The sequence below is a fragment of the Streptomyces sp. TG1A-60 genome (assembly GCF_037201975.1).
Classification (GTDB): Bacteria; Actinomycetota; Actinomycetes; order Streptomycetales; family Streptomycetaceae; genus Streptomyces.
The window spans coordinates 4,610,207-4,630,110 of record NZ_CP147520.1; the positions used below are offsets into that span (position 1 = coordinate 4,610,207).

The following is a 19,904-nucleotide window of genomic DNA, read 5'->3' on the forward strand; positions in this document are numbered from 1 at the left end:
TTATGAAACCCCCCACCCCGAGGCCCGGGAACCTGTTGCGCGGCGCCCTCGCCGTCACCGCCGCCGGGCTCGCCGCCGCCGTTCCGCTGGCGGGCACCGCCGCCGCCACGCCCTTGACCGGCAAGGCGCAGCGGACCGTCACCACCGCCGACGGCGACACCTTCCGGCTGCTGCTGAAGGCCGGCCCCGTCGTCCTGCCCGCCGCCGGCGGGACCGTCAAGGTCAAGGGCGCCGGGTATAACCGCGCGCAAGGCATCTTCCTCGCCTTCTGCGTGATCCCGGACGGCGTCAAGGTCGGTGACCCCTCGACGTACACCGCACTCCCCGGCCCCTGCCTCGGCGGCCGTGAGGCGCAGGACGGGTCGTCGCGCCGGATCACCGACACGGGGACGGGCACGCCGGGCATCACCCTCCCGTACGAGAAGGGCGGCAAGTTCCGTACGACGCTGAATCTCCGCCCCGAGATCGCCGACGGCCAGGTGTGCGGCGAGACCGTACGCTGCGCGATCGTCACCCGCGCCGACTTCACGGCCACGAACGAGCGGCTGTACGACCAGTACATCCCGGTCCGCTTCGTGCCTGGTGCCGTGGCCCGCTAGCCCTGTCCTTCGCACATGACTCCTTATGGGGTTCGTGGCCGTTGGCGGTGTCCTGGCCCGGGGTAGGCACGTTGCTGGTGCCGGGCCTGTCCTCGTCGGTCGCGACCGTTCCCGCGTGCAGCGTCCTCGGGCCGAGCTTCTGATCACTGCGGTGGTGGAGAAGCGGCTCGGGGCGTCGCCGGCCTGGGCGCACCTCCTGCGCCGGTTGGATGTCGCTGGCATCATCCGGAAGACGATTGCACCTGGACCGGGAGCCGCAGGAAGGACCCCGCGATCACCCTGCGCAGAATCCTGGTCCACTCCACCGCCATACTCGACGTCGGCCCAACCCGCCCCCGCTGGCTCGACACACGTTCCCCATGTCGAACGAAAGGGCCGACCCGGGCGCATCCCGCCGACCCTCTGTGACAACGTGAGCCGATATGGACGATCAAGCCCAGGACATATCTTCCCGGGACGCGCTCCCGCAGGACGTGCTCATCCAGGCGATGCGGCTGCGTGAGCAGGGCACCGAACAGGCCCGGATCCACCTGGTGACCCTCAGCGAACAGCACCCGCAGCATGCCGGCGTCGCTTACCAGACCGCATGGTCGCATGACTCACTCGGCCTGGAAGCGGAGGCTGTCCCGTTCTACCGGCGCGCCCTGGACCTGCAAGGCCTTCCGCCCGAGGACCGCCACGGGGCTTTCCTCGGCCTGGGCAGCACCTACCGGGTGCTGGGCCGTTACGAAGAGTCCCTGACGACGCTCCGTCTCGGCCTGGCCGAGTTCCCCGACGACGCCGCGCTGCGCACCTTCCTCGCCATGGCCCTCCACAACACCGGGAAGTCCCGCGAGGCGGTCCGAATCCTGCTCCTGGTGACCGCAGCCACCAGTGCCGACCCGCGGGTGCAGCAGTACCGCCGCGCCATCTCCTACTACGCCGATCACCTCGACGAGACGCAGTAGCAGGCGTCGACACGCACACCTCCGACCCAGGGCCTGGGACCGGGCCGCTGGCTCCGCACCACGTTCTCCCATGTGCGAAAGACAAGGCTGGCGCTTGTCCGCGTAGACGCCAGACAGAGGCGGCCGGTATCGCAGCCCTGCCCGGCCTGGGCACGTGCACTCACACGCCCGACCTCGTCGCTGGTGCTGTGACCGCACAGGTTCGCCGGACAGGTGGTCCTGATGCCGGATGGGGCCTCAACGCCGCGCGTGGCGGATCTTCAGCCGTCCGAACCCCATGGCCCCGGAGATCCGGATCCTCGGCCCGCCGGGGCGGGAGTGCCGCCGGGGCTTGTAGCGCAAGTCCTTCCACCCGGTGTGCAGATCCTCGACGTCGACGTCCGCGTCCCGCGGCACCGTGATCTTGGCCTTGCCGGTGCCGAGTCGCAGCTCGATGTCGACCACCGGATGCTCGAAGGCGGCCCGGGACAGGTCGAGGTGCACCCTTCCGAAAGCGGACTCGACCTTGAGTGTCCGCGGTACCCGCCATGTGCCGCGCCGCTGGATCCCTCCGCCTGCGGCGGCAATCGTGGACGTGGTGCCCGCATGCTCCTCCGGGAACGAGGCCAGGACCGACACGAGCTCGCCGTGAGTCCTGGCGGTGAGCACCTGGTCGAGTCCTTCGTCCATCTCCCCGTGCGAGATATGCCCTTCGGCGTACGCCTCCTGCAGGCGCCGCACGGCCGTGTCGCGAGCGCCCTCGCTGATCAGCGAAGACGGGTCTTCCGGCAGAGAGTCACCGTCTCACCTTAGTGCCGTGTCGACGATGCGAACACGCCAAGGTCCATAGTCGGCAAGGCGATTGATGGGGAGGGCGACCGCGCTCGTCATCAATCGCCTTGATCGCCCAACCCGGCGAACCCATGCGTCGAAGCACTGGATGAGCGAGCTGAGCCAGGTGGTGCGGGGTGGTTCGTCTCCTCGGCGCGTTCCTGCTGGATGCAGCGGCCGGCGCCGTCGAGGAGTTGGGCGGCGGTGAGGCCGGGGACGGACCCGTACCGGGACGCGGACCCGCAGCCGTGCCGGAACCCGGACCCGCAGCGCGGAACAACTACCCTCACCGCAGCCCCGATTGCCTCCCGCTCACCCCGAGACCCCCGCCTCCCCCCGCCCCACCTGCGTCCGCACCGCCCCCATGCTCGCCCCGATGACGAGGGCGATCGCGAGGGACTCGCCGGCGGAGAGGGCCTGGTCGAGGATCAGGAACCCGGCGGTCGCGGCGATCGCGGGCTCCAGGCTCATGAGGACGGCGAAGGTGGAGGCGGGCAGGCGGCGCAGGGCGAGGAGTTCGAGGGTGTAGGGGAGGACGGAGGACAGGACGGCGACGGCCGCGCCCAGAGCCACCGTCTCCGGGGCGAGGAGCCGCGTCCCGGACTCGAGGATCCCCAGCGGCAGGAACAGCACCGCCGCGACCCCCATGGCCAGCGCCAGCCCGTCCGCCTGCGGGAACCGTCGGCCCGTCCGCGCGCTGAAGACGATGTACAGCGCCCACATCGCCCCGGCGGAGAGGGCGAACGCGACGCCCAGCGGGTCGAGGCCGCCGAAGCCTCCGCCTCCGCCGAGGAGGAAGACGCCGCAGAGCGCCAGCCCGGCCCACACCAGGTTCACCGCCCGCCGGGACGCGAGGACGGACAGCGCCAGCGGGCCGAGCACCTCCAGAGTGACGGCGGGGCCGAGCGGGATGCGGGCGACGGACTGGTAGAAGAGGCCGTTCATCGCGGCCATGGTGACGCCGAAGGCGAGCACCGTGCCCCAGTCGGTGCGTGAGTGTCCGCGCAGCCGGGGGCGGCAGATCACCAGCAGGACCAGCGCCGCCACCGCGAGGCGCAACGTCACCACCCCGAGCGCCCCGGCCCGCGGTATCAGCATCACGGCCAACGCCCCGCCGAACTGCACCGACAGTCCACCGGCCAGCACCAGCCCCACCGGTCCGAGGGAGCCCGGCCCGCGCGTGCCGCCGGACGCGGGGGCGGCCGGCGCCGTCGCGGAGGTGGCGGGCGCGGACCGGTCAGCGCCGGGGAGTGTCACGGAGGCCGTCCAGGAGGTGCGGAGAGCGGGGCAGAGGAATGGGGCGCAGGGGGGTGTAAGGGGCGGGCGTGCAGGGGAAAGGGAATGTTTCGTGCAGTATGGAGGACTGAAGGGTTCAAGGCAATGGACCAAGTCAGGTCTGTAAGTGGTTTCGTGGCTTACGGCGACGGTGGCGGTCTGTCCCCAAAAATGCAAGCACGTTTGCTTGTTTCGGGCCCCGCTGCCATGCTCACCCCATGGCCGACCCGACGCCCGTCATCGACGATCTGTGTGCCGAGGGCGATGGACTCGACGCTCTCGTGGCCGAGTTGAGCCCGGAGCGGTGGGCGCTCGCCACACCCGCCCCCGGTTGGACCGTCGCCCACCAGATCGCCCACCTCGCCTGGACCGACCGCTCCTCCGTGCTGGCCGTGACCGACCAGGACGCCTTCGCCCGCGAGGTCGAGAACGCGCTGACCTCGCCCGGCGACTTCGTGGACAACGGCGCGGAGGAAGGTGCCGGGAAACCGCCCGCGGACCTGCTCGCCGAGTGGCGGGCCGGCCGCGCGACCCTGGCGGACGCCCTGCGTGCGGCCCCCGACGGCGCGCGGTTCCCCTGGTACGGCCCGCCCATGTCCTCCGCCTCCATGGCGACCGCCCGCCTCATGGAGACCTGGGCCCACGGCCTGGACGTCGCCGACGCGCTGGGTGTCCCCCGGATCGCCCCCACAGACCGGCTGCGGCACATCACCCGCCTCGGCATCCGCACGCGCGACTTCGCCTTCGCCGTGCACGGACTGACCCCGCCGTTCGAGGAGTTCCGTGTGGAACTCGCCGGTCCCACTGGTCAGTTGTGGGCGTACGGACCCGAGGACGCGACGGACCGTGTCACCGGCCCGGCCCTCGACTTCTGCCTCCTGGTCACCCAGCGGGCCAACCGCGCCGACCTGGCCCTGCGCACCGAAGGCTCTGACGCGGAAAGCTGGCTGGACATCGCCCAGGCCTTCGCCGGACCCCCGGGGACGGGCCGCGCGCCCAAGGGGGCCGCGCCATGACCCCCCTCCGCACAGGCCACGCCTCCGGCTTCCACGGCGACCGCTTCGACTCCCTGCGCGAGATGCGGTCAGGCGGCGGACTCGACGTCCTCACCGGTGACCACCTCGCCGAGCTGGCCATGCTCATCCTCGGTCGCGACCGCCTGAAGGACCCCACCGAGTGACCATGGCCGGCGACGACGTCGACGTCCTGCTCGCCCCCGTCCCCGACGGACTGCGCGGGCCTGCCCCGAAGCCCGGGCGGAGACGAAACGGCTGCTCACGGGTAAGGTGCTGGAGGCCTTCGCCGAGGAGGCGGGCGCGCGGAGCAGACAGTCGGCCCGCGTGTTCGGCTCCGACGGGGCCGACGAGGGGCTGAGGGCCCTGGGAGAAGGACGGGATCCGCGATGGGTGGTGTGACCGTGGTCGGCGCGTTCGACCGCGCACCGAAGCAGGACCGCAGCCGGGCCACCCGGCGACGGCTCCTCCAGGCCGCCGTGGACTGCCTCGCCGAACACGGCTGGGCCGGCTCCACCGTCTCGGCCGTCGCCGAACGCGCCGGCGTCTCCCGCGGCGCCGCCCAGCACCACTTCCGCACCCGCGAGGACCTGTTCACCGCCGCCGTCGAATACGTCGCCGAGGAACGCTCCCTCGCCCTGCGCGCCCTCTTCCCCGAGGGCGCAGCAGACCGCCGCGCCGTCGTCGCCGCCGTCGTCGACCTCTACACCGGCCCCCTCTTCCGCGCCGCCCTCCACCTCTGGGTCGCCGCCTCCAACGAGGACCAGCTCCGCTGCCGCGTCACCGAACTCGAAGCCCGCGTCGGCCGCGAGGCCCACCGCATCGCCGTCGAACTCCTGCGCGCCGACGAGACCGTCCCCGGCGTCCGTGAGACCGTCCAGGGTCTCCTCGACATGGCCCGTGGCCTCGGGCTCGCCAACCTCCTCACCGACGACACCGGCCGCCGCGACAAGGTGGTGGCCCAGTGGGCGGCCCTGCTGGACGAGGCACTGGGCTGACGGGCCGGCCGACAGGCCCCTACGGACCCAGCCGCTCCACCCGCCACGCCCCGTCCGGCCCGGCCACGTACCGCAGCCGGTCGTGCAGCCGGTTCCACCGCCCCTGCCAGAACTCCACGGACTGCGGCGCCACCCGGAACCCACCCCAGTCCGGCGGCACCGGCACCTGCTCGCCCTCCGGATAGCGGGCCCTCAACTCCTCGTACGCGGCGTCCAGTTCGGCGCGTGAGCCGATCACCGACGACTGCGCGCTGGCCCACGCGCCCAGCTGCGAACCATGCGGACGCGTCCGGAAGTACGCCGCCGTCTCGTCCCGCCCCGTCCGCCGCGCCGTACCCGTCACGATCACCTGCCGGGCGATCGCGTGCCAGGGGAACAGCAGCGAGACGTACGGGTTCTCCGCCAGGTCCCGGGCCTTGCGGGAGTCGTAGTTCGTGTAGAAGACGAAGCCCCGCTCGTCGTACGCCTTCATCAGCACCGTGCGAGAGGAGGGGCGCCCCTCCGCGTCCGCCGTCGACACGACCACGGCGTTCGGCTCGAACACCGCGCCCTCCCGCGAGGCCTGCCCGAACCACCGCGCGAACTGCTCCATCGGATCACCGGCCAGCTCGCTCTCGCCGAGCCCGTCGGCCCGGTACTGCTTGCGCATACGAGCGGGGTCGGGCACAGGTTCGAGACCGGGATCATCCACATGGTCATCTTGCCGTATGGGCGGCCTGCCGGGAGGCTGGTGGCACTGAGTGCCGCGAACTCTCCCCAAACCTGGCACTCAGGCGTATGGTGCTGGAACATCCCGGTCGGGTCCCACCCGCCGCCCCCTGTCGCACACATCAAGAGGAGCCGCCTGATGTCCGACTTCGTGCCCGGGCTCGAAGGAGTCGTCGCGTTCGAGACGGAGATCGCCGAACCGGACAAGGAGGGCGGCGCGCTCCGGTACCGGGGCGTCGACATCGAGGACCTGGTCGGCCACGTCTCCTTCGGCAACGTCTGGGGCCTCCTCGTCGACGGCGCCTTCCGCCCCGGCCTGCCGCCCGCCGAGCCGTTCCCCATCCCCGTCCACTCCGGCGACATCCGCGTCGACGTCCAGTCCGCGCTCGCCATGCTCGCGCCGGTCTGGGGCCTGAAGCCGCTGTTGGACATCGACGAGGAGCAGGCCCGCGCGGACCTCGCCCGCGCCGCCGTCATGGCCCTCTCCTACGTCGCCCAGTCCGCCCGCGGCCAGGGCCTGCCCATGGTCCCGCAGCGCGAGATCGACAAGGCCCAGTCCGTCGTCGAACGCTTCATGATCCGCTGGCGTGGCGAGCCCGACCCCAAGCACGTCGCGGCGGTCGACGCGTACTGGACATCCGCAGCCGAGCACGGCATGAACGCCTCCACCTTCACGGCGAGGGTCATCGCGTCCACGGGTGCGGACGTGGCGGCGGCCCTCTCCGGAGCCGTGGGAGCCATGTCCGGCCCGCTGCACGGCGGCGCCCCCTCCCGCGTCCTCGGCATGATCGAGGAGATCGAGCGCACGGGCGACGCCGACGCCTACGTCAAACAGGCCCTTGACCAGGGCGAACGCCTCATGGGCTTCGGCCACCGCGTCTACCGCGCCGAGGACCCCCGCGCCCGCGTCCTGCGCCGCACCGCCCGCGACCTCGGCGCCCCCCGCTTCGAGGTCGCCGAAGCCCTGGAGAAGGCCGCCCTGGCCGAACTCCACGCCCGCCGCCCCGACCGGGTCCTGGCGACGAACGTCGAATTCTGGGCGGCGATCGTCCTGGACTTCGCGGGGGTTCCGGCCCACATGTTCACCTCGATGTTCACCTGCGCCCGCACGGCCGGCTGGTCCGCCCACATCCTCGAACAGAAGCGCACCGGCCGCCTCGTCCGCCCGTCCGCCCGCTACGTCGGCCCCGGCCCACGCGACCCGAGGGAGATCGAGGGCTACGGCGACATCACCGCCCGCTGACCTCTCCTGGGGAACCCCGCCCCGCGACCCCGCGAACGCGGACGACCCACAGGCTCTGGTCCCCCCGTCTCGGCGACGGAGGAGCCGGCCGGACGTACCGGCGAGCCTGTGGGTCGGGTGACTGCTTGAGATTGGGCCGGCTGCGCGCTCGACTCACGCGCTGGTCCGGCACCGCACTGGGTGTGGTGACGGGCGCTAGCCCGCAGCCACCTCCGACGTCCGGTGTGCATACATGCTCCGAACCACCTCCTCTCTTCGGTGCTCCCCACCCTAGGAACCGACAGGGCAACGCTCAAGCGGTTTTCCGAGAGGATCACTCGGCGATGACTGCCCGGGGCGTGTGGCGGTCGCCTCAGTGAAGGTCATCGGGCTCGGTGGCTCCGGGGTGCCGGTGCCGCGCCTACTCCGACGACCTCTCCAGTGCCTCCAGGTCCAGGGCTGCGGCGATGTGGACGGCGACGTCCTCGGCGTAGACGGCGTCGACGCGTTCGAAGGGGGCGCGGCCGGGGCCGCGGAGGAAGGTGACGACGCCGAGGGTGCGGCCACGACTGCGGAGTACGGCGCACAGGGCGTGGACGGTGTCCGGGGGCCACTGCCGGCCGGTGGCCCAGTCGCGGGCCGCCTCCGGGGCGGTGGAGCCGGCTCCGGCGCGGACGGAGCCCGCGCGTTCCACGCACTGGAGGGCGGGGTGGCCGGGGCCGTAGCGGGCCGGGATGCCGGCGTGGCCGGCGAGGTGGCTGGGGCCGGGTGCGCCGGAGGGGGTGGCGGCGGCGCGTACGAGGCGGGCGGGGCCTTCGCCGTCGGCGAGGGAGCCGCCGGCGACGCGGTCGATGAGGGCGTGGTCGGCGAAGCCGGCGAGGGCGAAGTCGAGGTGGACGGTGGCGGCCTCGCCGGGGTCCTCGCACTCGGCGGCGGCGCGGGCCGCCCGGTGGAGCTGGTTGACGCGGAAGCGGAGCAGGGAGGCCTCCTGCTCGGTCTGTTTGGACTCGGTGACGTCCTGGAAGAGCCAGCCGACGCCGAGCGGAACCGGTTCCTCGGCCAGCGGTGAGGCGAGGCGGAGGAAGCCGCTGCGCCAGCAGCGGCGCTTCTCGCCGTCGGAGGTGCGCACGCTCACCCAGATCTCGGCGGGCGCGGGCGGCGCGCCCTCGGACAGGACGTGGGTGAGGGCGCTCTCCACCTCCTCGACGCCCTGGGCGAGCAGTTCGCCGAGCGGGCGCCCGAGGACCGTCGTACGGCCGATGCCGAGGGCGCGGGCGGCGTGCGCGTTGACGACGGCGGGGCGCAGGTCGGCGTCGACGAGGACGACTCCCCAGGAGGCGTCCTCGAAGAGGGCCTCGCTGAGGGCGATGGAGCGTTCGAGGTCGATCTGCGCGTGGACCTCGCTGAAGGCGCAGTACAGGCCGGCGGGCTTGCCGTCGGGCCCCAGTACGGCGGCGGACTGGGTGCGGACGAGGACGCGTCCGCCGTCCTTGGTGACCAGGGCGAACTCGTGTACCTGACGGCCGGGCGCGTGCATGGCGGCCATCAGCCGCCCCTCGACCTCCTCGGCGTCGGCCGTGCGTACGGCCCAGCCGACGAATCCGCGGCGCCCGACGGCCTCGTCGGTGGTCCAGCCGAGGATGCGTTCGGCCTCGCGGTTCCAGTGGGTGACGACGCCGTCGGCGTCGAAGGCGCACAGGGCCGCGTCCATCCCGTCCAGCAGGGCGGCGAGAAGATGCGAACCGCCGAATCCGATGGCGCCCTCGGTGTCCTCCGTGCCCTCGGTGTTCTCGATGTCGTCGGTGTCCTCGTCCGTCGGGCCGTCCCGCTCGGGCTCGTCGGGCCCGAGCTCGTCGGTGGCCCCACTACGCCGGGAAGCACTCACCTGAACCCCCTGCAGGCTGCGTTGCGTCCGCACGTACGGCGCGCCGGTTCGCTCACTCGCCCTCATTCAACTCGAACGTGACCCAGCACACACCTGGTTCACGCAAGATGTGGGCGAAATCGTTGTGCGCCGGATTTCCTCCTCACTGTTCTCAAGGGTCCCCCACACCCCTGCCTTGTACACGTGCCGACGGGTCAGCGCAGGTAGAAGATCCGGTCGCCGTGCTCCCGCAGGACCCGCTCGTTCCAGTCGGGCCCGCCGTCGACGTTCCCGGAGCGCAGCAGCGGCGGTTCGACGCCCTGCTCCGCGAGGGAGGCGGCGGCGGTGGCCATGACGGACTGGAGGATCGCGGAGGTGATGACGGTGGAGGCCGGGGCGAAGGGGGCGGGGACGGTGTCGAGGGTGAGTTCCGCGTCGCCGACCGCGATCTTGGTGTCGAGGACGAGGTCGCAGTGGTCCTTGAGGAAGGTGCCGGAGGAGTGGCGTGATGTCGTCTCCGTGGCGTACGCGACCGAGGTGACGCCGATGACCCGCACGCCCAGCTCCCGCGCGTGCAGGGCCATCTCGACGGGCAGCGCGTTGCGCCCGGAGAGCGAGATCACCACGAGCAGGTCCCCGGCGCGCAGCGGGCTCGTGTCGAGTACGGCGGTGGCCAGGCCGTCGACCCGCTCCAGCGCCGAGCCGAGCGTCGCGGGCATCACGTCCACGCCCACCACGCCGGGAACCGTCAGCAGGTTCATCAGCGCGAGGCCGCCGGCCCGGTAGACGAGGTCCTGCGCGGCGAGCGACGAGTGCCCGGCCCCGAACGCGAACAGCCGGCCTCCGCCGGCGACCGTGTCCGCGATCAGTTCCCCGGCCGCGGTGACGCTCTCGCCCTCCTCGTCCCGCACCCGCTCCAGCAGCCCGATGGCCGCGTCGAAGAACCGTCCACCGGTCGCGCCGCCGCCCTGCCCCATCCGCCGACCCCTTCGTCCCGCTCACCGATCCCGAGTGTCGCGGATCACGTTAGAGGTCTGGACCAGTGAGGTGTCAATACGACCGGTTACGTGACCGCGTAACCGGCGTAAGGTGTTGAAATCGGCCGGTTGACGGAGGGCGTGACGCCGTCGTCCCCCCGGCACCGCCCGGTTGTCGGTCCGATGCGCAAGAATTGAGTCCAGGGCCAGCGCAGCAAGCCGGTGTGGCCGTCGAAGCCTCCGGCTGAATCTCACCGAGGGGCATGTATGTCCGGACTGATCGATACGACGGAGATGTATCTCCGCACCATCCTCGAACTGGAAGAGGAAGGTGTGGTCCCCATGCGCGCCCGGATCGCCGAGCGGCTCGACCAGAGCGGCCCCACGGTGAGCCAGACGGTCGCGCGCATGGAGCGCGACGGCCTGGTGTCCGTCGCCGCGGACCGCCACCTGGAGCTCACCGACGAGGGCCGCCGGCTGGCGACGCGCGTGATGCGCAAGCACCGCCTCGCGGAGTGCCTGCTCGTCGACGTGATCGGCCTGGAGTGGGAGCAGGTGCACGCGGAGGCGTGCCGCTGGGAGCACGTGATGAGCGAGGCCGTCGAGCGCCGCGTCCTGGAGCTGCTGCGCCACCCGACCGAGTCCCCGTACGGCAATCCGATCCCGGGGCTGGAGGAGCTGGGCGAGAAGGACGGCGCCGACCCCTTCCTGGACGAGGGCATGGTCTCGCTGGCCGACCTCGACCCGGGCACGGAGGGCAAGACCGTCGTCGTCCGCCGGATCGGTGAGCCCATCCAGACGGACGCCCAGCTGATGTACACGCTGCGGCGCGCGGGTGTGCAGCCCGGCTCCGTGGTGAGTGTGACGGAGGCGGCCGGCGGCGTCCTCGTGGGCAGCGGCGGCGAGGCCGCGGAGCTGGCGGCGGACGTCGCCTCCCATGTGTTCGTCGCCAAGCGCTGACGCGCGTACGCGCCACCGCCACCGGTGAACCGGCGTCAGTGCCGCCCGCGTCACCTCAACTCCCCATACGGGAGAGGAAGTTGTGATGCGCCGGGGTCGGTGTCCACGATCCTGCCGAATCCAGGATGCAGTGCGCCGAATCGCAGCGCTCGGACCGTTCGCGTGCGAGGCTTGCGCGTGAGGCATATGACCTGAGGGGTTCTTCGCCGCCCGGGGACGGCGGTCTCCGGGCGCGTGGGAGGGGGCGGGGCGGATGTGCGGTGGACATGAGGTGGGCCCCGGCGCCGTGTGGCGCCGGGGCCTGTCCTCCCCTGTGCTGACCCGGAGCCCCGAGCTCTCAGGGTCATCCCCGTCGGACCGTTTTCCCCGAGCGGTCCGCCTCCCGTTGAAGATCTCCCCTCGGTGGCGGTGAGCAATCCCTCGGGGAGGTCACTCGTATGAGGGGTGTTGTCGCCAAGAACGACATCTTCGAATGTGTAATCGATAACGTGTACGGCGTGGCGTTGCGTGACCCGTGCCAGAACCGACGCGCACACCCCACACGTAACGTGCCAACCGATATGCACGCTGTAACACACAGCAGCTGGGACTAGTGGACCGGCCGGCTCGAAGCGGGAGCGAGAGGCGGGGAGCGAGCGGTCCGGGCGGGAGTCTGGGGGGTGCCGATGGTGCGGCGTATCGACGTGACCGGAGCGGGCGGCGTGAGTCTCGCCGCCTGGGAGTTCGGCGACCCGCCCAAGACCGGCGACATGGTCGACGACCCGACGGCGGACAGGACCGGCGAGGGCGCCGCAGACCGGGCGGCGGACGGGAGCGGCGAGGGCGCGCGGCGGCCCGGGGTGCTGTTATTGCACGGCCTCATGGGCCGCGCCTCGCACTGGGCCCCCACCGCCCGCTGGCTCTCCGAGCGGCACCGTGCCGTCGCACTCGACCAGCGGGGCCACGGCCAGAGCGCCAAGCCCGAGCAGGCCGCGTACACCCGTGAGGCCTACGTGGAGGACGCCGAGGCCGCGATCGAACAGCTCGGCCTCGCCCCGGTCGTCCTCATAGGCCACGCCATGGGCGCGCTGACCGCCTGGCAGCTGGCCGCCCGGCGCCCGGACCTGGTGCGCGGCCTGATCGTCTGCGACATGCGGGCCTCGGCGCTCGGCGCCGCCTCGCAGCGCGAGTGGGAGAGCTGGTTCAAGGCCTGGCCGCTGCCCTTCGCCACCCTCGCCGACGTCCGCAAGTGGTTCGGCGAGGACGACCCCTGGGTGGAGCGCCCGAACCCCTCCCGAGGCGAGTTCTACGCCGAGGTCATGCACGAGGGCTCCGACGGCTGGCGGCCCGTCTTCGACCCCGCGCAGATGCTGAAGACCCGCGAGAGCTGGGTGTACGACGCGCACTGGGAGGAGCTGACGCAGGTCCGGTGCCCCACCCTGGTCGTCCGCGGCCTCGACGGCGAGCTGGGCCGCGCGGAGTCCCAGGAGATGGTCCGCGTCCTGCCCCACGGCCGGTACGCCGAGGTCGCCGACGCCGGCCACCTCGTCCACTACGACCAGCCGGACGCGTGGCGCTCCGCGATAGAGCCGTTCCTGGACGGCCTGTCGGACTGAGCGGGCCGTTCGCCCGGCGGCCGAGGCCCGCGTGATGTCGCGGGTGCGGGTGGTCGGCGACTGCCCGCGCGGTTCCCCGAGCCCCGGTCCTTCACGGTCGCGGCAAACCGCCCGACCAGCCCCCGCTCACCCGCGGCCGAGGCACTACGCCCTGCTCACCGCCGTCAGGATCTCCGGCAGCCGCCCGGCCGTCCGGGGCGCCGCCAGCCGCAGGCCCAGTACGGCGATCCCCGCCCCGTACGCCGCCCCCGCCGGCAGCAGCAGCCACGTCCAGGACTCCCCGCCCGCCGACACATGCAGCCAGATGGTGAGTCCGATGACCGGCAGGCACAGGAGCGCGGAGGCCACCATGCCGCCGAAGATGGAGATCCAGGCGAGGCCGGCCTGGCCGGGGGCGACGTTCTTGTACCCCTCCTGGGGGATGGAGTAGGGGAAGCGGGCGGAGGCCCAGGCGCCGGTGGCGAGCATGGCGCCGAGAAGGGCGAAGGAGAGGCCCAGGGCCTCGGGGAGGGCGGCCCAGTCGCCGAGGAGCGCGGCGGTCAGGACGGTGACGAACGTGGCGAACGGCAGGGTGATGGACAGCAACGCCAAAGCCCGGCCACGGAGTTCGAGGTACGCGTCCCGTGCGGAGGAGATGGTCGTGGCGACCGTCCAGAACGCCGAGCTGTCCTGTCCGAACTGGTTGTACATCAGGATCCCGAGCATCCCCGCCGCGAAGCAGGCGAAGTAGATCGAGCCGGTGCCCTGCAGGGCGTTGAAGACGGGCACGATCAGGCCGATGGCCAGCGAGGTCACCCAGGCCGCCTTCGTCTTCGGCTCGCGCCAGACGTAGCGCAGACTGCGCTCCATGATCGTGCCGGTGCGGCCCGGGGGGAGCAGTCGGCTCAGGCCGGTGGAGCGCGTCCGCTTCCGTGTCCCGCCCGCCGCCACCGCCTGGAGCGTCGAGCCGTCCGGTGAGGTCATCAGCCGGGTCAGCGTCCGTGACCACATCCTCAGCAGTGCCGCCAACGCGAGCCCGGCCAGGGCGAGCCGGGCCGCCCCGACGCCGTACGACCCCTCGCTCATCGACTGCACCGCGCCGAGTGCCGACGCCGGCGGGATCCAGCCGAGCACGTCCGCCACCGGGTCGAGCCGGCCGAGGCCGGACGAACCCAGGCGCTGGATGCCGAAGTTGACGACCTGGAGGCCGACGGCGATCACGAGACCGCTCAGGACGGCCAGGTCGCGGCCCCGGCGGCTGGTCAGGAGCCGGATGTTCGCGGCGGCCACCGCACGGGCGAGCGCCACACAGCCGAGCAGGACGAGGGGGACGGCGGCCACGGCCGTGACGTACGCGGCCGGTCCGTGCGCCACCGCGATGACCGAGCCCAGCAGCAGGCACAGGGTGAACAGCGGGCCGATGCCCACCAGCGAGGCCGTGAGCAGCGCCCGTACGAGCGGGCGCGGGCGCAGCGGCAGCATCACCAGCCGGGTCGGATCGAGCGTCTCGTCCCCGCTGGGGAAGAACAGCGGCATCACCGCCCACCCGAGCGCCAGCAGCGCCACCAGCGGCACGGCCACGCCCGCCGCGTGCTCGTCGCCCCGGAGCGCGATCAGCCCGATCAGCTGGAGCGCCGCGAACAGCAGCACGACCACCACGGACGCGACATACGCGGCCCGCCGCCCGGCGGACTGCCGCAGCCCGTTCCGCAGCAGCGACAGCTTCAGCCGTACGACGACGGAGGTCACCGACGCGGCGCCCGCGGCGCTCATCGGCCCGCCCTGCCGCCCAGCCAGTCCAGGTCCAACCCGGTGTCCCGCCCGGTCGCCCCCACCAGGTCCAGGAACGCCCTCTGCAGCGAGGGCGCGTCACCCCGTACGTCGGCGAGGGGGCCGTGGGCGCGGATGCGGCCGGCGACCAGGACGGCCACCCAGTCGCAGAGGGACTCGACCAGCTCCATGACATGGGAGGAGAAGACGACCGTGGCGCCTGAGGCGGTGTACCGCTCCAGCACGCCCCGGATGGTCTGGGCGGAGACGGGGTCGACACCCTCGAACGGCTCGTCCAGGAAGAGGACTTCGGGGTTGTGGAGGAGGGCCGCGGCGAGACCGATCTTCTTGCGCATGCCCGTCGAGTAGTCGACCACGAGCTTGTGCTGGGCGCCCGCGAGGTCGAGCACGTCCAGGAGCTGGGTGGCCCGCCTGTCGACCTCGGCGCCGGGCAGGCCGCGCAACCGGCCCGTGTAGGAGAGGAGTTCACGCCCGGTGAGGCGGTCGAAGAGGCGCAGCCCCTCCGGCAGGACGCCGATGTGGGCCTTCACCCCGACCGGGTCCCGCCACACGTCGTGGCCGACGACCTCCACCAGGCCCTCGTCGGGGCGCAGCAGGCCGGTGACCATCGACAAGGTGGTGGTCTTCCCGGCTCCGTTGGGCCCGACCAACCCGATGAACCGCCCCGCGGGCAGCTCCAGATCGATCCCGGCGACAGCGGCCTGGGCTCCGAACCGCTTCCAGAGCCCCTGGACACGTACAGCGGCGACAGCACTCACACCGGTTGCTCCTTCCGGTAGACGGGGCACCGACGCCCCGTACGGGCGCGGGGGGACTGCGCGGGCGACCACGAGCGAACCGCAGCCGCACAACCTACCCGCAGTCCCCGCCCGGAGCGTTACCGGCGCCCGTCCCGCCCACACGCGTAGGCGAGCGGCGAGATCAGCTCCTCCGCGTCCGGCAGCCACCGGTTGGCCGGGGTGGGCCGCCGCGCCCACTGGACGGCTCCACGCGATCCGTACCGCGTCGGCGGAGCCGCCACGTACTCGCCCTCGCCCAGCGCCCTGAGGTCGAGCGAGAGCGGGGACCAGCCCAACTTCCGTACCAGATCGGGGACTTTGGCGGAGGCGCCGGGCAGCACGAAGAACTGCATCCGGCGGTCCGGCGTCCAGGTGACCGGCCCGAGCGTCAGCTCCATCCGCTCCATGCGGGCCAGGGCGAGCAGGCCGGCGGTCTCGGGAACGTCGATCGTGTCGAACGTACGGCCGGTCGGCAGCAGGATCGAAGCGGTGGGCTGCTTGGACCACAGACGGCGTGCGACGGTCGCACTGCCTGTCGCCTGGGTCGCCCAGTCCTCGTCCTCGCGCGCCGGGTGCGCGCCGGGGGCGGCGCACGCCGTGTTGCCGCAGGAGCAGTGCTGCACCCCGTCGACGGCTTCCAGCCACGTACCGGGGAACACGTCCCAGTGGCGTTCTTCCGCGTAGCGAACGGCGGTGTCCAGCAGCGATTCGCCGCGCTGCTTCGGGATTTGGGCAGCTTCAGGGCCCGCGATGGTCTCTTCCACGATGAACACAACTCTAGCGGTCATCAGGGGTTACGGATGTCACATGCGCGGGGGAGGGCATCATCGACCGGGTCGGGGCGCATGGGTGCACGGCCGGGGGCGCGCGAGAGGGATCACGGAGTCGGCCGGGTAGCCACGTGTGGGGTACAGCATCCGTGTTTACCCCGGCAATCCTGGAATGTCTCGCATCTTCGGTATGTCGGTGGGGCATTGATCTTCGAGGCCGGATCCTTTCGATAGGCGGGTACGCGCTTTCGGTACGCGTGTTCGACGTGCGTCGGTGCCGCGTGACCGCGTGTGCGAAGAGGTCCGACCGCTGAGGACACGTCAACTCGGTGCGTGGGCAGGGCACCACAGCCACAGGGGGTACTTCATGGCCGCAAGGCCGCTCGTCGCCAGGCAGCCGAACGAACGACTGCAGGCGCTGATCCAGGAAGCGGGCTGCTCCAACGCGGGGCTGGCCCGGCGGGTCAACATGTGCGGCGCGGAGCACGGTCTCGATCTCCGCTACGACAAGACGTCCGTCGCCCGCTGGCTGCGTGGACAGCAGCCTCGGGGCCGGGCGCCCGCGATCATCGCCGAGGCGCTCGGCCGGAAGCTGGGCCGGACGGTCACGATCGACGAGATCGGCATGGCCAACGGCAAGAACCTCGCGTCCGGCGTCGGCCTCCAGTTCTCGCCGACGGTACTGGGAGCCATCGAGCAGGTCTGCGAGCTGTGGCGCAGCGACGTGGGGCGGCGGGACTTCCTCTCGGGGTCGTCCGTCGCCGCCTCCGCGCTCGTCGAGCCCAGCCGTGACTGGCTGATCTCCACGCCGGACTCCCAGGTGGCCCGCCCGGCCGGGCCACGGGTCGGTCCGGCCGACGTGGCGGCCGTGCGCGCGATGACGCAGTCGCTCGTCGACCTGGACCATCAGTACGGCAGCGGACATGTACGGCCGGTCGTCGTGCACTACCTCAACAGCGTCGTCTCGGGGCTGCTGGCCGGCTCCTACCGGGAGGCGGTCGGGCGGGAGTTGTTCGCGGCGGTCGCCCGGCTGACCGAACTCGCCGGGTACATGGCCGTCGACACCGGGCAGCCCGGCCTCGCCCAGCGGTACTACATCCAGGCGCTCCGCCTCGCGCATGCGGCGGGTGACCGCGCGTACGGCGGGTATGTGCTCGCCGCGTCCATGAGCCATCTCGCCGCGCAGCTCGGAAACCCCCGGGAGATCGCGCAGTTGGCGCGCGCGGCGCAGGAAGGGGCGCGGGGACGGGCCACGCCGCGCGCGGAGTCGATGTTCCACGCGGCGGAGGCGCGCGGGCACGCGCTGATGGGCGACGCGCGCGCCGCGCAGGCGGCGGCGGGGCGCGCCGTCGAGGCGCTGGAGGCGGCGGACCCCTCGGCAGGGGACGACCCGACGTGGATCGGGCACTTCGACGAGGCCTATCTGGCAGACGAGTTGGCCCACTGCCACCGCGACCTCGGACAGGCCGAGGCGGCGGCCCGGCGGGCCGAGGAGGCGCTGGCCGGGTGTCCCGAGTCACGGGCCCGGCGGCGGGCCATCGGGTATGTGCTGCTCGCCACGGCACAGGCACAGCGGCGGGAAGTCGAACAGGCCTGTCATACGGGGCTGAAGGCGGTGGAGTTGCTGGGGTCGCTCCGGTCGAACCGGGGGGCGGAGTACCTGGAGGACTTCCAGCAGCGGCTGGAGCCGTTTCGGGAGGAGGCGGTGGTCCGGGAGTTCGGGGAGCGGATGGACTTGCAGGCGGCGTAGGCGCTCCGGGGGCCGGGGCTCGGGTTTCACGGCCGGTCGCGGGCTCCGCGTGGCCGGTCGCGCGCCCCGCACGGGGGAAGGTTCTGCGTGGCTTTCATGGGTGTCCGGGGCACAGGTGGTGCATGGCTTGTCACCGAGACCCGGTAGCGTGAGCCGACGATTCCGCAAGTCCCCCATTCGTAGGAGTCCCGGTGACGCAGAGTGGACAGGGCGAGGAGCCCTCGGCGCGGACCGCGCGCGAAGGCATCGTGCTGCCCTCGGACGGTGGCGCGCCCCTTCTGCCGAGCGATCTGCCGACGGACCCGGTCCAGCCGTGGGAGCGCCGGTGGGGCCCTGAGGGGACCGCCGCGCCCGCCCTGCCGCACACCGATCAGTGGGGCGGAGCTCCCAACCCGGAGTGGGGCGGCCAGGGGACGCACGACGCGTACGGCGCCCAGGGCGTCCAGGGCGGGTACGGCCCCCAGGGCGCCTGGGACGGGCAGGACGGTCAGGGCGCCCGGGACGGTCAGCGCGGGATGCCGTTGCCGCCGGAGGGCGCGCAGGGGCCGTCGTACGGTGTCGAGGGGTACGGCGGCGCGGGCTCGGGTGCTCCGCTGCCGCCGGTTGCCGCGCCGCAGTCGCCGCAGAGTGCGCCGCTGCCGCCCATGGACGAGGCGGCCACTCAGTACATCCCTCCTGTCCCGCAGGCCGGGGCCGTGCCCATGGACGAAGGCGCGACGCAGTTCCTGCCGCCGGTGGCCCCGCAGGCGCCCGCCGCGGAGGCCGCCACGCAGTTCCTGCCGCCGGTGGGACCGGGCGCGCTGCCGCCGGAGGCGTCGGCCGCCGCGACGACGTACCTGCCGCGGGTACCGGACAACGGCGCCATGCCGCTGCCGCCCGCCGGGAACCCGGACGCCGAGGCCACGCAGTACATACCGCCGGTGGAAGGGCAGCCCCAGCCGTACGGCGCGCCGCAGCGGGCACAGCAGCAGCCGGACGTGTTCGACAGTCTCTTCCGGAGCGAGTCGGGGGCCGGGACCGGGGGAGCCGCCGGGGCCACGCAGCAACTGCCGAAGATCGAACACCCGTCGGCCGCACGGGCACCCCAGGGGCCCGGTCACGGTGGTCATGCCGGTCACGGTGGTCACGGCGGGCGGGCCTCCGCGAGACGCGAGAGCGGTGGCGGAGGGGGCCGTACGGGGTCCCGGGTGCCGCTCATCGCCGCGCTCGGTGTGGGGATCGCCGTGCTCGGGATCGGGGCGGGTGCCCTGATGTCCGGCTCGGGGAGCGACCGGTCCCAGGACGACAACAAGCCCGTCTCCGCGACCGGGGCCGCGCCCCGGGAGTCGGCACCCCCGTCGGCGGACCCGGCGAAGGAGCAGGCCGTCGCGCTCGACAAGCTGCTGGCGGACAGCGGCGACAGCCGGAGCAGCGTGATCAAGGCGGTCGCGAACATCAAGACCTGCACCAACCTGGGCCAGGCCGCCACCGACCTCCGGGACGCCGCCGCCCAGCGCAACGACCTGGTGACCAGGCTCGGCGAGCTGTCCGTGGACAAGCTGCCGGACAACGTGGCCCTGACCACCGCGCTCACCAAGGCATGGAAGGCCTCGGCCTCCGCCGACAACCACTACGCGGCCTGGGCCGACCAGGCCGCCGGGAAGAAGGGCTGCCGGAAGGGCCAGGCCCGCACCACCGGGCAGACCCAGGCCGGCAACGCGGCCAGCGGCACCGCGAGCGCCGAGAAGGCCAAGGCCGCCGAGCTGTGGAACGTGATCGCCACCACCTACGGCCTGACGGAGCGCCAGGCGGTCCAGCTGTAGCGGCACCGTGGCCACGGGTGGCCACCGGTCCGTGGCCGAGCGGCTGTCGCCGGCTCCGAGGCGAG

The 19,904-nt window shown here is 72.6% G+C and carries 17 protein-coding genes and 1 pseudogene; 10 read left to right on the top strand and 8 right to left on the bottom strand.

Features of this window, described 5'->3' with window-relative positions:
• Positions 1-2: 2 nt before the first annotated feature.
• Positions 3-599 (top strand): hypothetical protein, encoded by a 597-nt coding sequence (locus tag WBG99_RS19990; RefSeq protein WP_338897596.1) that lies wholly within the window; start codon positions 3-5, stop codon positions 597-599.
• 422 nt (positions 600-1,021) lie between these two features.
• A complete protein-coding gene (locus WBG99_RS19995) occupies positions 1,022-1,546 on the top strand; it encodes a tetratricopeptide repeat protein (RefSeq protein ID WP_338897597.1) in 525 nt (174 codons plus the stop codon).
• Between the two features lie 237 nt (positions 1,547-1,783).
• Here WBG99_RS19995 and WBG99_RS20000 read toward each other — a convergent pair whose 3' ends face one another.
• A complete protein-coding gene (locus WBG99_RS20000) occupies positions 1,784-2,266 on the bottom strand; it encodes a DUF1707 domain-containing protein (protein ID WP_338897598.1) in 483 nt (160 codons plus the stop codon).
• 402 nt (positions 2,267-2,668) lie between these two features.
• The gene (locus WBG99_RS20005) at positions 2,669-3,613 is read right to left on the bottom strand and encodes an EamA family transporter (RefSeq protein WP_338897599.1); all 945 of its coding nucleotides are present in this window, start codon (positions 3,611-3,613) and stop codon (positions 2,669-2,671) included.
• Positions 3,614-3,849: 236 nt separating this feature from the next.
• On the opposite strand from WBG99_RS20005, the gene WBG99_RS20010 reads away from it, so the two are divergent.
• The 3 genes and pseudogenes from WBG99_RS20010 (at position 3,850) to WBG99_RS20020 (ending at position 5,642) form a co-directional block, all read left to right on the top strand.
• The gene (locus tag WBG99_RS20010) at positions 3,850-4,647 is read left to right on the top strand and encodes a TIGR03084 family metal-binding protein (RefSeq protein ID WP_338897600.1); all 798 of its coding nucleotides are present in this window, start codon (positions 3,850-3,852) and stop codon (positions 4,645-4,647) included.
• A pseudogene (locus tag WBG99_RS20015) lies at positions 4,644-4,802 on the top strand (acyclic terpene utilization AtuA family protein); the annotation flags it as partial. The gene WBG99_RS20010 and the pseudogene WBG99_RS20015, both read left to right, overlap by 4 nt.
• A 231-nt stretch (positions 4,803-5,033) precedes the next feature.
• The gene (locus WBG99_RS20020; protein ID WP_338897601.1) at positions 5,034-5,642 is read left to right on the top strand and encodes a TetR/AcrR family transcriptional regulator; all 609 of its coding nucleotides are present in this window, start codon (positions 5,034-5,036) and stop codon (positions 5,640-5,642) included.
• A 19-nt stretch (positions 5,643-5,661) separates the two neighbouring features.
• Here WBG99_RS20020 and pdxH read toward each other — a convergent pair whose 3' ends face one another.
• Entirely contained in the window at positions 5,662-6,291 is a 630-nt protein-coding gene (pdxH, locus tag WBG99_RS20025; protein WP_338897602.1) for a pyridoxamine 5'-phosphate oxidase, read from the bottom strand.
• Positions 6,292-6,489: 198 nt separating this feature from the next.
• Between pdxH and WBG99_RS20030 the strand changes: the two genes are divergently transcribed.
• Positions 6,490-7,593, top strand: a complete 1,104-nt coding sequence (locus WBG99_RS20030; protein WP_338897603.1) for a citrate synthase 2 — start codon at positions 6,490-6,492, stop codon at positions 7,591-7,593.
• Positions 7,594-7,993: 400 nt separating this feature from the next.
• On the opposite strand, the gene WBG99_RS20035 is transcribed toward WBG99_RS20030, so the two are convergent.
• Positions 7,994-9,457: a PAS domain-containing protein gene (locus tag WBG99_RS20035; protein ID WP_338897604.1), complete on the bottom strand. Its 1,464-nt coding sequence runs from the start codon at positions 9,455-9,457 to the stop codon at positions 7,994-7,996.
• Positions 9,458-9,651: 194 nt separating this feature from the next.
• Positions 9,652-10,413, bottom strand: coding sequence for an SIS domain-containing protein (locus tag WBG99_RS20040; protein WP_338897605.1), 762 nt, complete (start codon positions 10,411-10,413; stop codon positions 9,652-9,654).
• A 267-nt stretch (positions 10,414-10,680) separates the two neighbouring features.
• Here WBG99_RS20040 and WBG99_RS20045 point away from each other — a divergent pair, with 267 nt between their 5' ends.
• Positions 10,681-11,373 carry a metal-dependent transcriptional regulator gene (locus WBG99_RS20045; RefSeq protein ID WP_338897606.1) on the top strand — a complete coding sequence of 231 codons (693 nt, stop codon included), beginning with the start codon at positions 10,681-10,683 and terminating at the stop codon, positions 11,371-11,373.
• A gap of 665 nt (positions 11,374-12,038) precedes the next feature.
• The gene (locus WBG99_RS20050; protein WP_338897607.1) at positions 12,039-12,968 is read left to right on the top strand and encodes an alpha/beta hydrolase; all 930 of its coding nucleotides are present in this window, start codon (positions 12,039-12,041) and stop codon (positions 12,966-12,968) included.
• 144 nt (positions 12,969-13,112) lie between these two features.
• Here WBG99_RS20050 and WBG99_RS20055 read toward each other — a convergent pair whose 3' ends face one another.
• From WBG99_RS20055 to WBG99_RS20065, 3 genes are all read right to left on the bottom strand, one after another.
• On the bottom strand, positions 13,113-14,720 hold the full coding sequence (locus WBG99_RS20055) for a transporter (RefSeq protein ID WP_338897608.1): 1,608 nt from the start codon (positions 14,718-14,720) through the stop codon (positions 13,113-13,115).
• A complete protein-coding gene (locus WBG99_RS20060; protein WP_338897609.1) occupies positions 14,717-15,496 on the bottom strand; it encodes an ABC transporter ATP-binding protein in 780 nt (259 codons plus the stop codon). The genes WBG99_RS20055 and WBG99_RS20060 overlap by 4 nt, the downstream gene beginning before the upstream one ends.
• Before the next feature lie 119 nt (positions 15,497-15,615).
• Entirely contained in the window at positions 15,616-16,290 is a 675-nt protein-coding gene (locus WBG99_RS20065; protein WP_338900411.1) for a bifunctional DNA primase/polymerase, read from the bottom strand.
• A 364-nt stretch (positions 16,291-16,654) separates the two neighbouring features.
• Between WBG99_RS20065 and WBG99_RS20070 the strand changes: the two genes are divergently transcribed.
• Together WBG99_RS20070 and WBG99_RS20075 are read left to right on the top strand one after the other, a co-directional pair.
• Positions 16,655-18,037, top strand: coding sequence for a transcriptional regulator (locus tag WBG99_RS20070; protein WP_338897610.1), 1,383 nt, complete (start codon positions 16,655-16,657; stop codon positions 18,035-18,037).
• Between the two features lie 191 nt (positions 18,038-18,228).
• The gene (locus WBG99_RS20075; RefSeq protein ID WP_338897611.1) at positions 18,229-19,839 is read left to right on the top strand and encodes a hypothetical protein; all 1,611 of its coding nucleotides are present in this window, start codon (positions 18,229-18,231) and stop codon (positions 19,837-19,839) included.
• The last annotated feature ends 65 nt before the right edge of the window (positions 19,840-19,904 follow it).

What these genes read in the sequence shown, in the direction of transcription:
- WBG99_RS19990 (WP_338897596.1), top strand. Translation starts at nt 3, where the DNA reads ATGAAACCCCCCACCCCGAGGCCCGGGAACCTGTTGCGCGGCGCCCTC.
- WBG99_RS19995 (WP_338897597.1), top strand. Translation starts at nt 1,022, where the DNA reads ATGGACGATCAAGCCCAGGACATATCTTCCCGGGACGCGCTCCCGCAG.
- WBG99_RS20010 (WP_338897600.1), top strand. Translation starts at nt 3,850, where the DNA reads ATGGCCGACCCGACGCCCGTCATCGACGATCTGTGTGCCGAGGGCGAT.
- WBG99_RS20020 (WP_338897601.1), top strand. Translation starts at nt 5,034, where the DNA reads ATGGGTGGTGTGACCGTGGTCGGCGCGTTCGACCGCGCACCGAAGCAG.
- pdxH (WP_338897602.1), bottom strand. Translation starts at nt 6,291, where the DNA reads ATGCGCAAGCAGTACCGGGCCGACGGGCTCGGCGAGAGCGAGCTGGCC.
- WBG99_RS20030 (WP_338897603.1), top strand. Translation starts at nt 6,490, where the DNA reads ATGTCCGACTTCGTGCCCGGGCTCGAAGGAGTCGTCGCGTTCGAGACG.
- WBG99_RS20040 (WP_338897605.1), bottom strand. Translation starts at nt 10,413, where the DNA reads ATGGGGCAGGGCGGCGGCGCGACCGGTGGACGGTTCTTCGACGCGGCC.
- WBG99_RS20045 (WP_338897606.1), top strand. Translation starts at nt 10,681, where the DNA reads ATGTCCGGACTGATCGATACGACGGAGATGTATCTCCGCACCATCCTC.
- WBG99_RS20050 (WP_338897607.1), top strand. Translation starts at nt 12,039, where the DNA reads ATGGTGCGGCGTATCGACGTGACCGGAGCGGGCGGCGTGAGTCTCGCC.
- WBG99_RS20055 (WP_338897608.1), bottom strand. Translation starts at nt 14,720, where the DNA reads ATGAGCGCCGCGGGCGCCGCGTCGGTGACCTCCGTCGTCGTACGGCTG.
- WBG99_RS20070 (WP_338897610.1), top strand. Translation starts at nt 16,655, where the DNA reads ATGGCCGCAAGGCCGCTCGTCGCCAGGCAGCCGAACGAACGACTGCAG.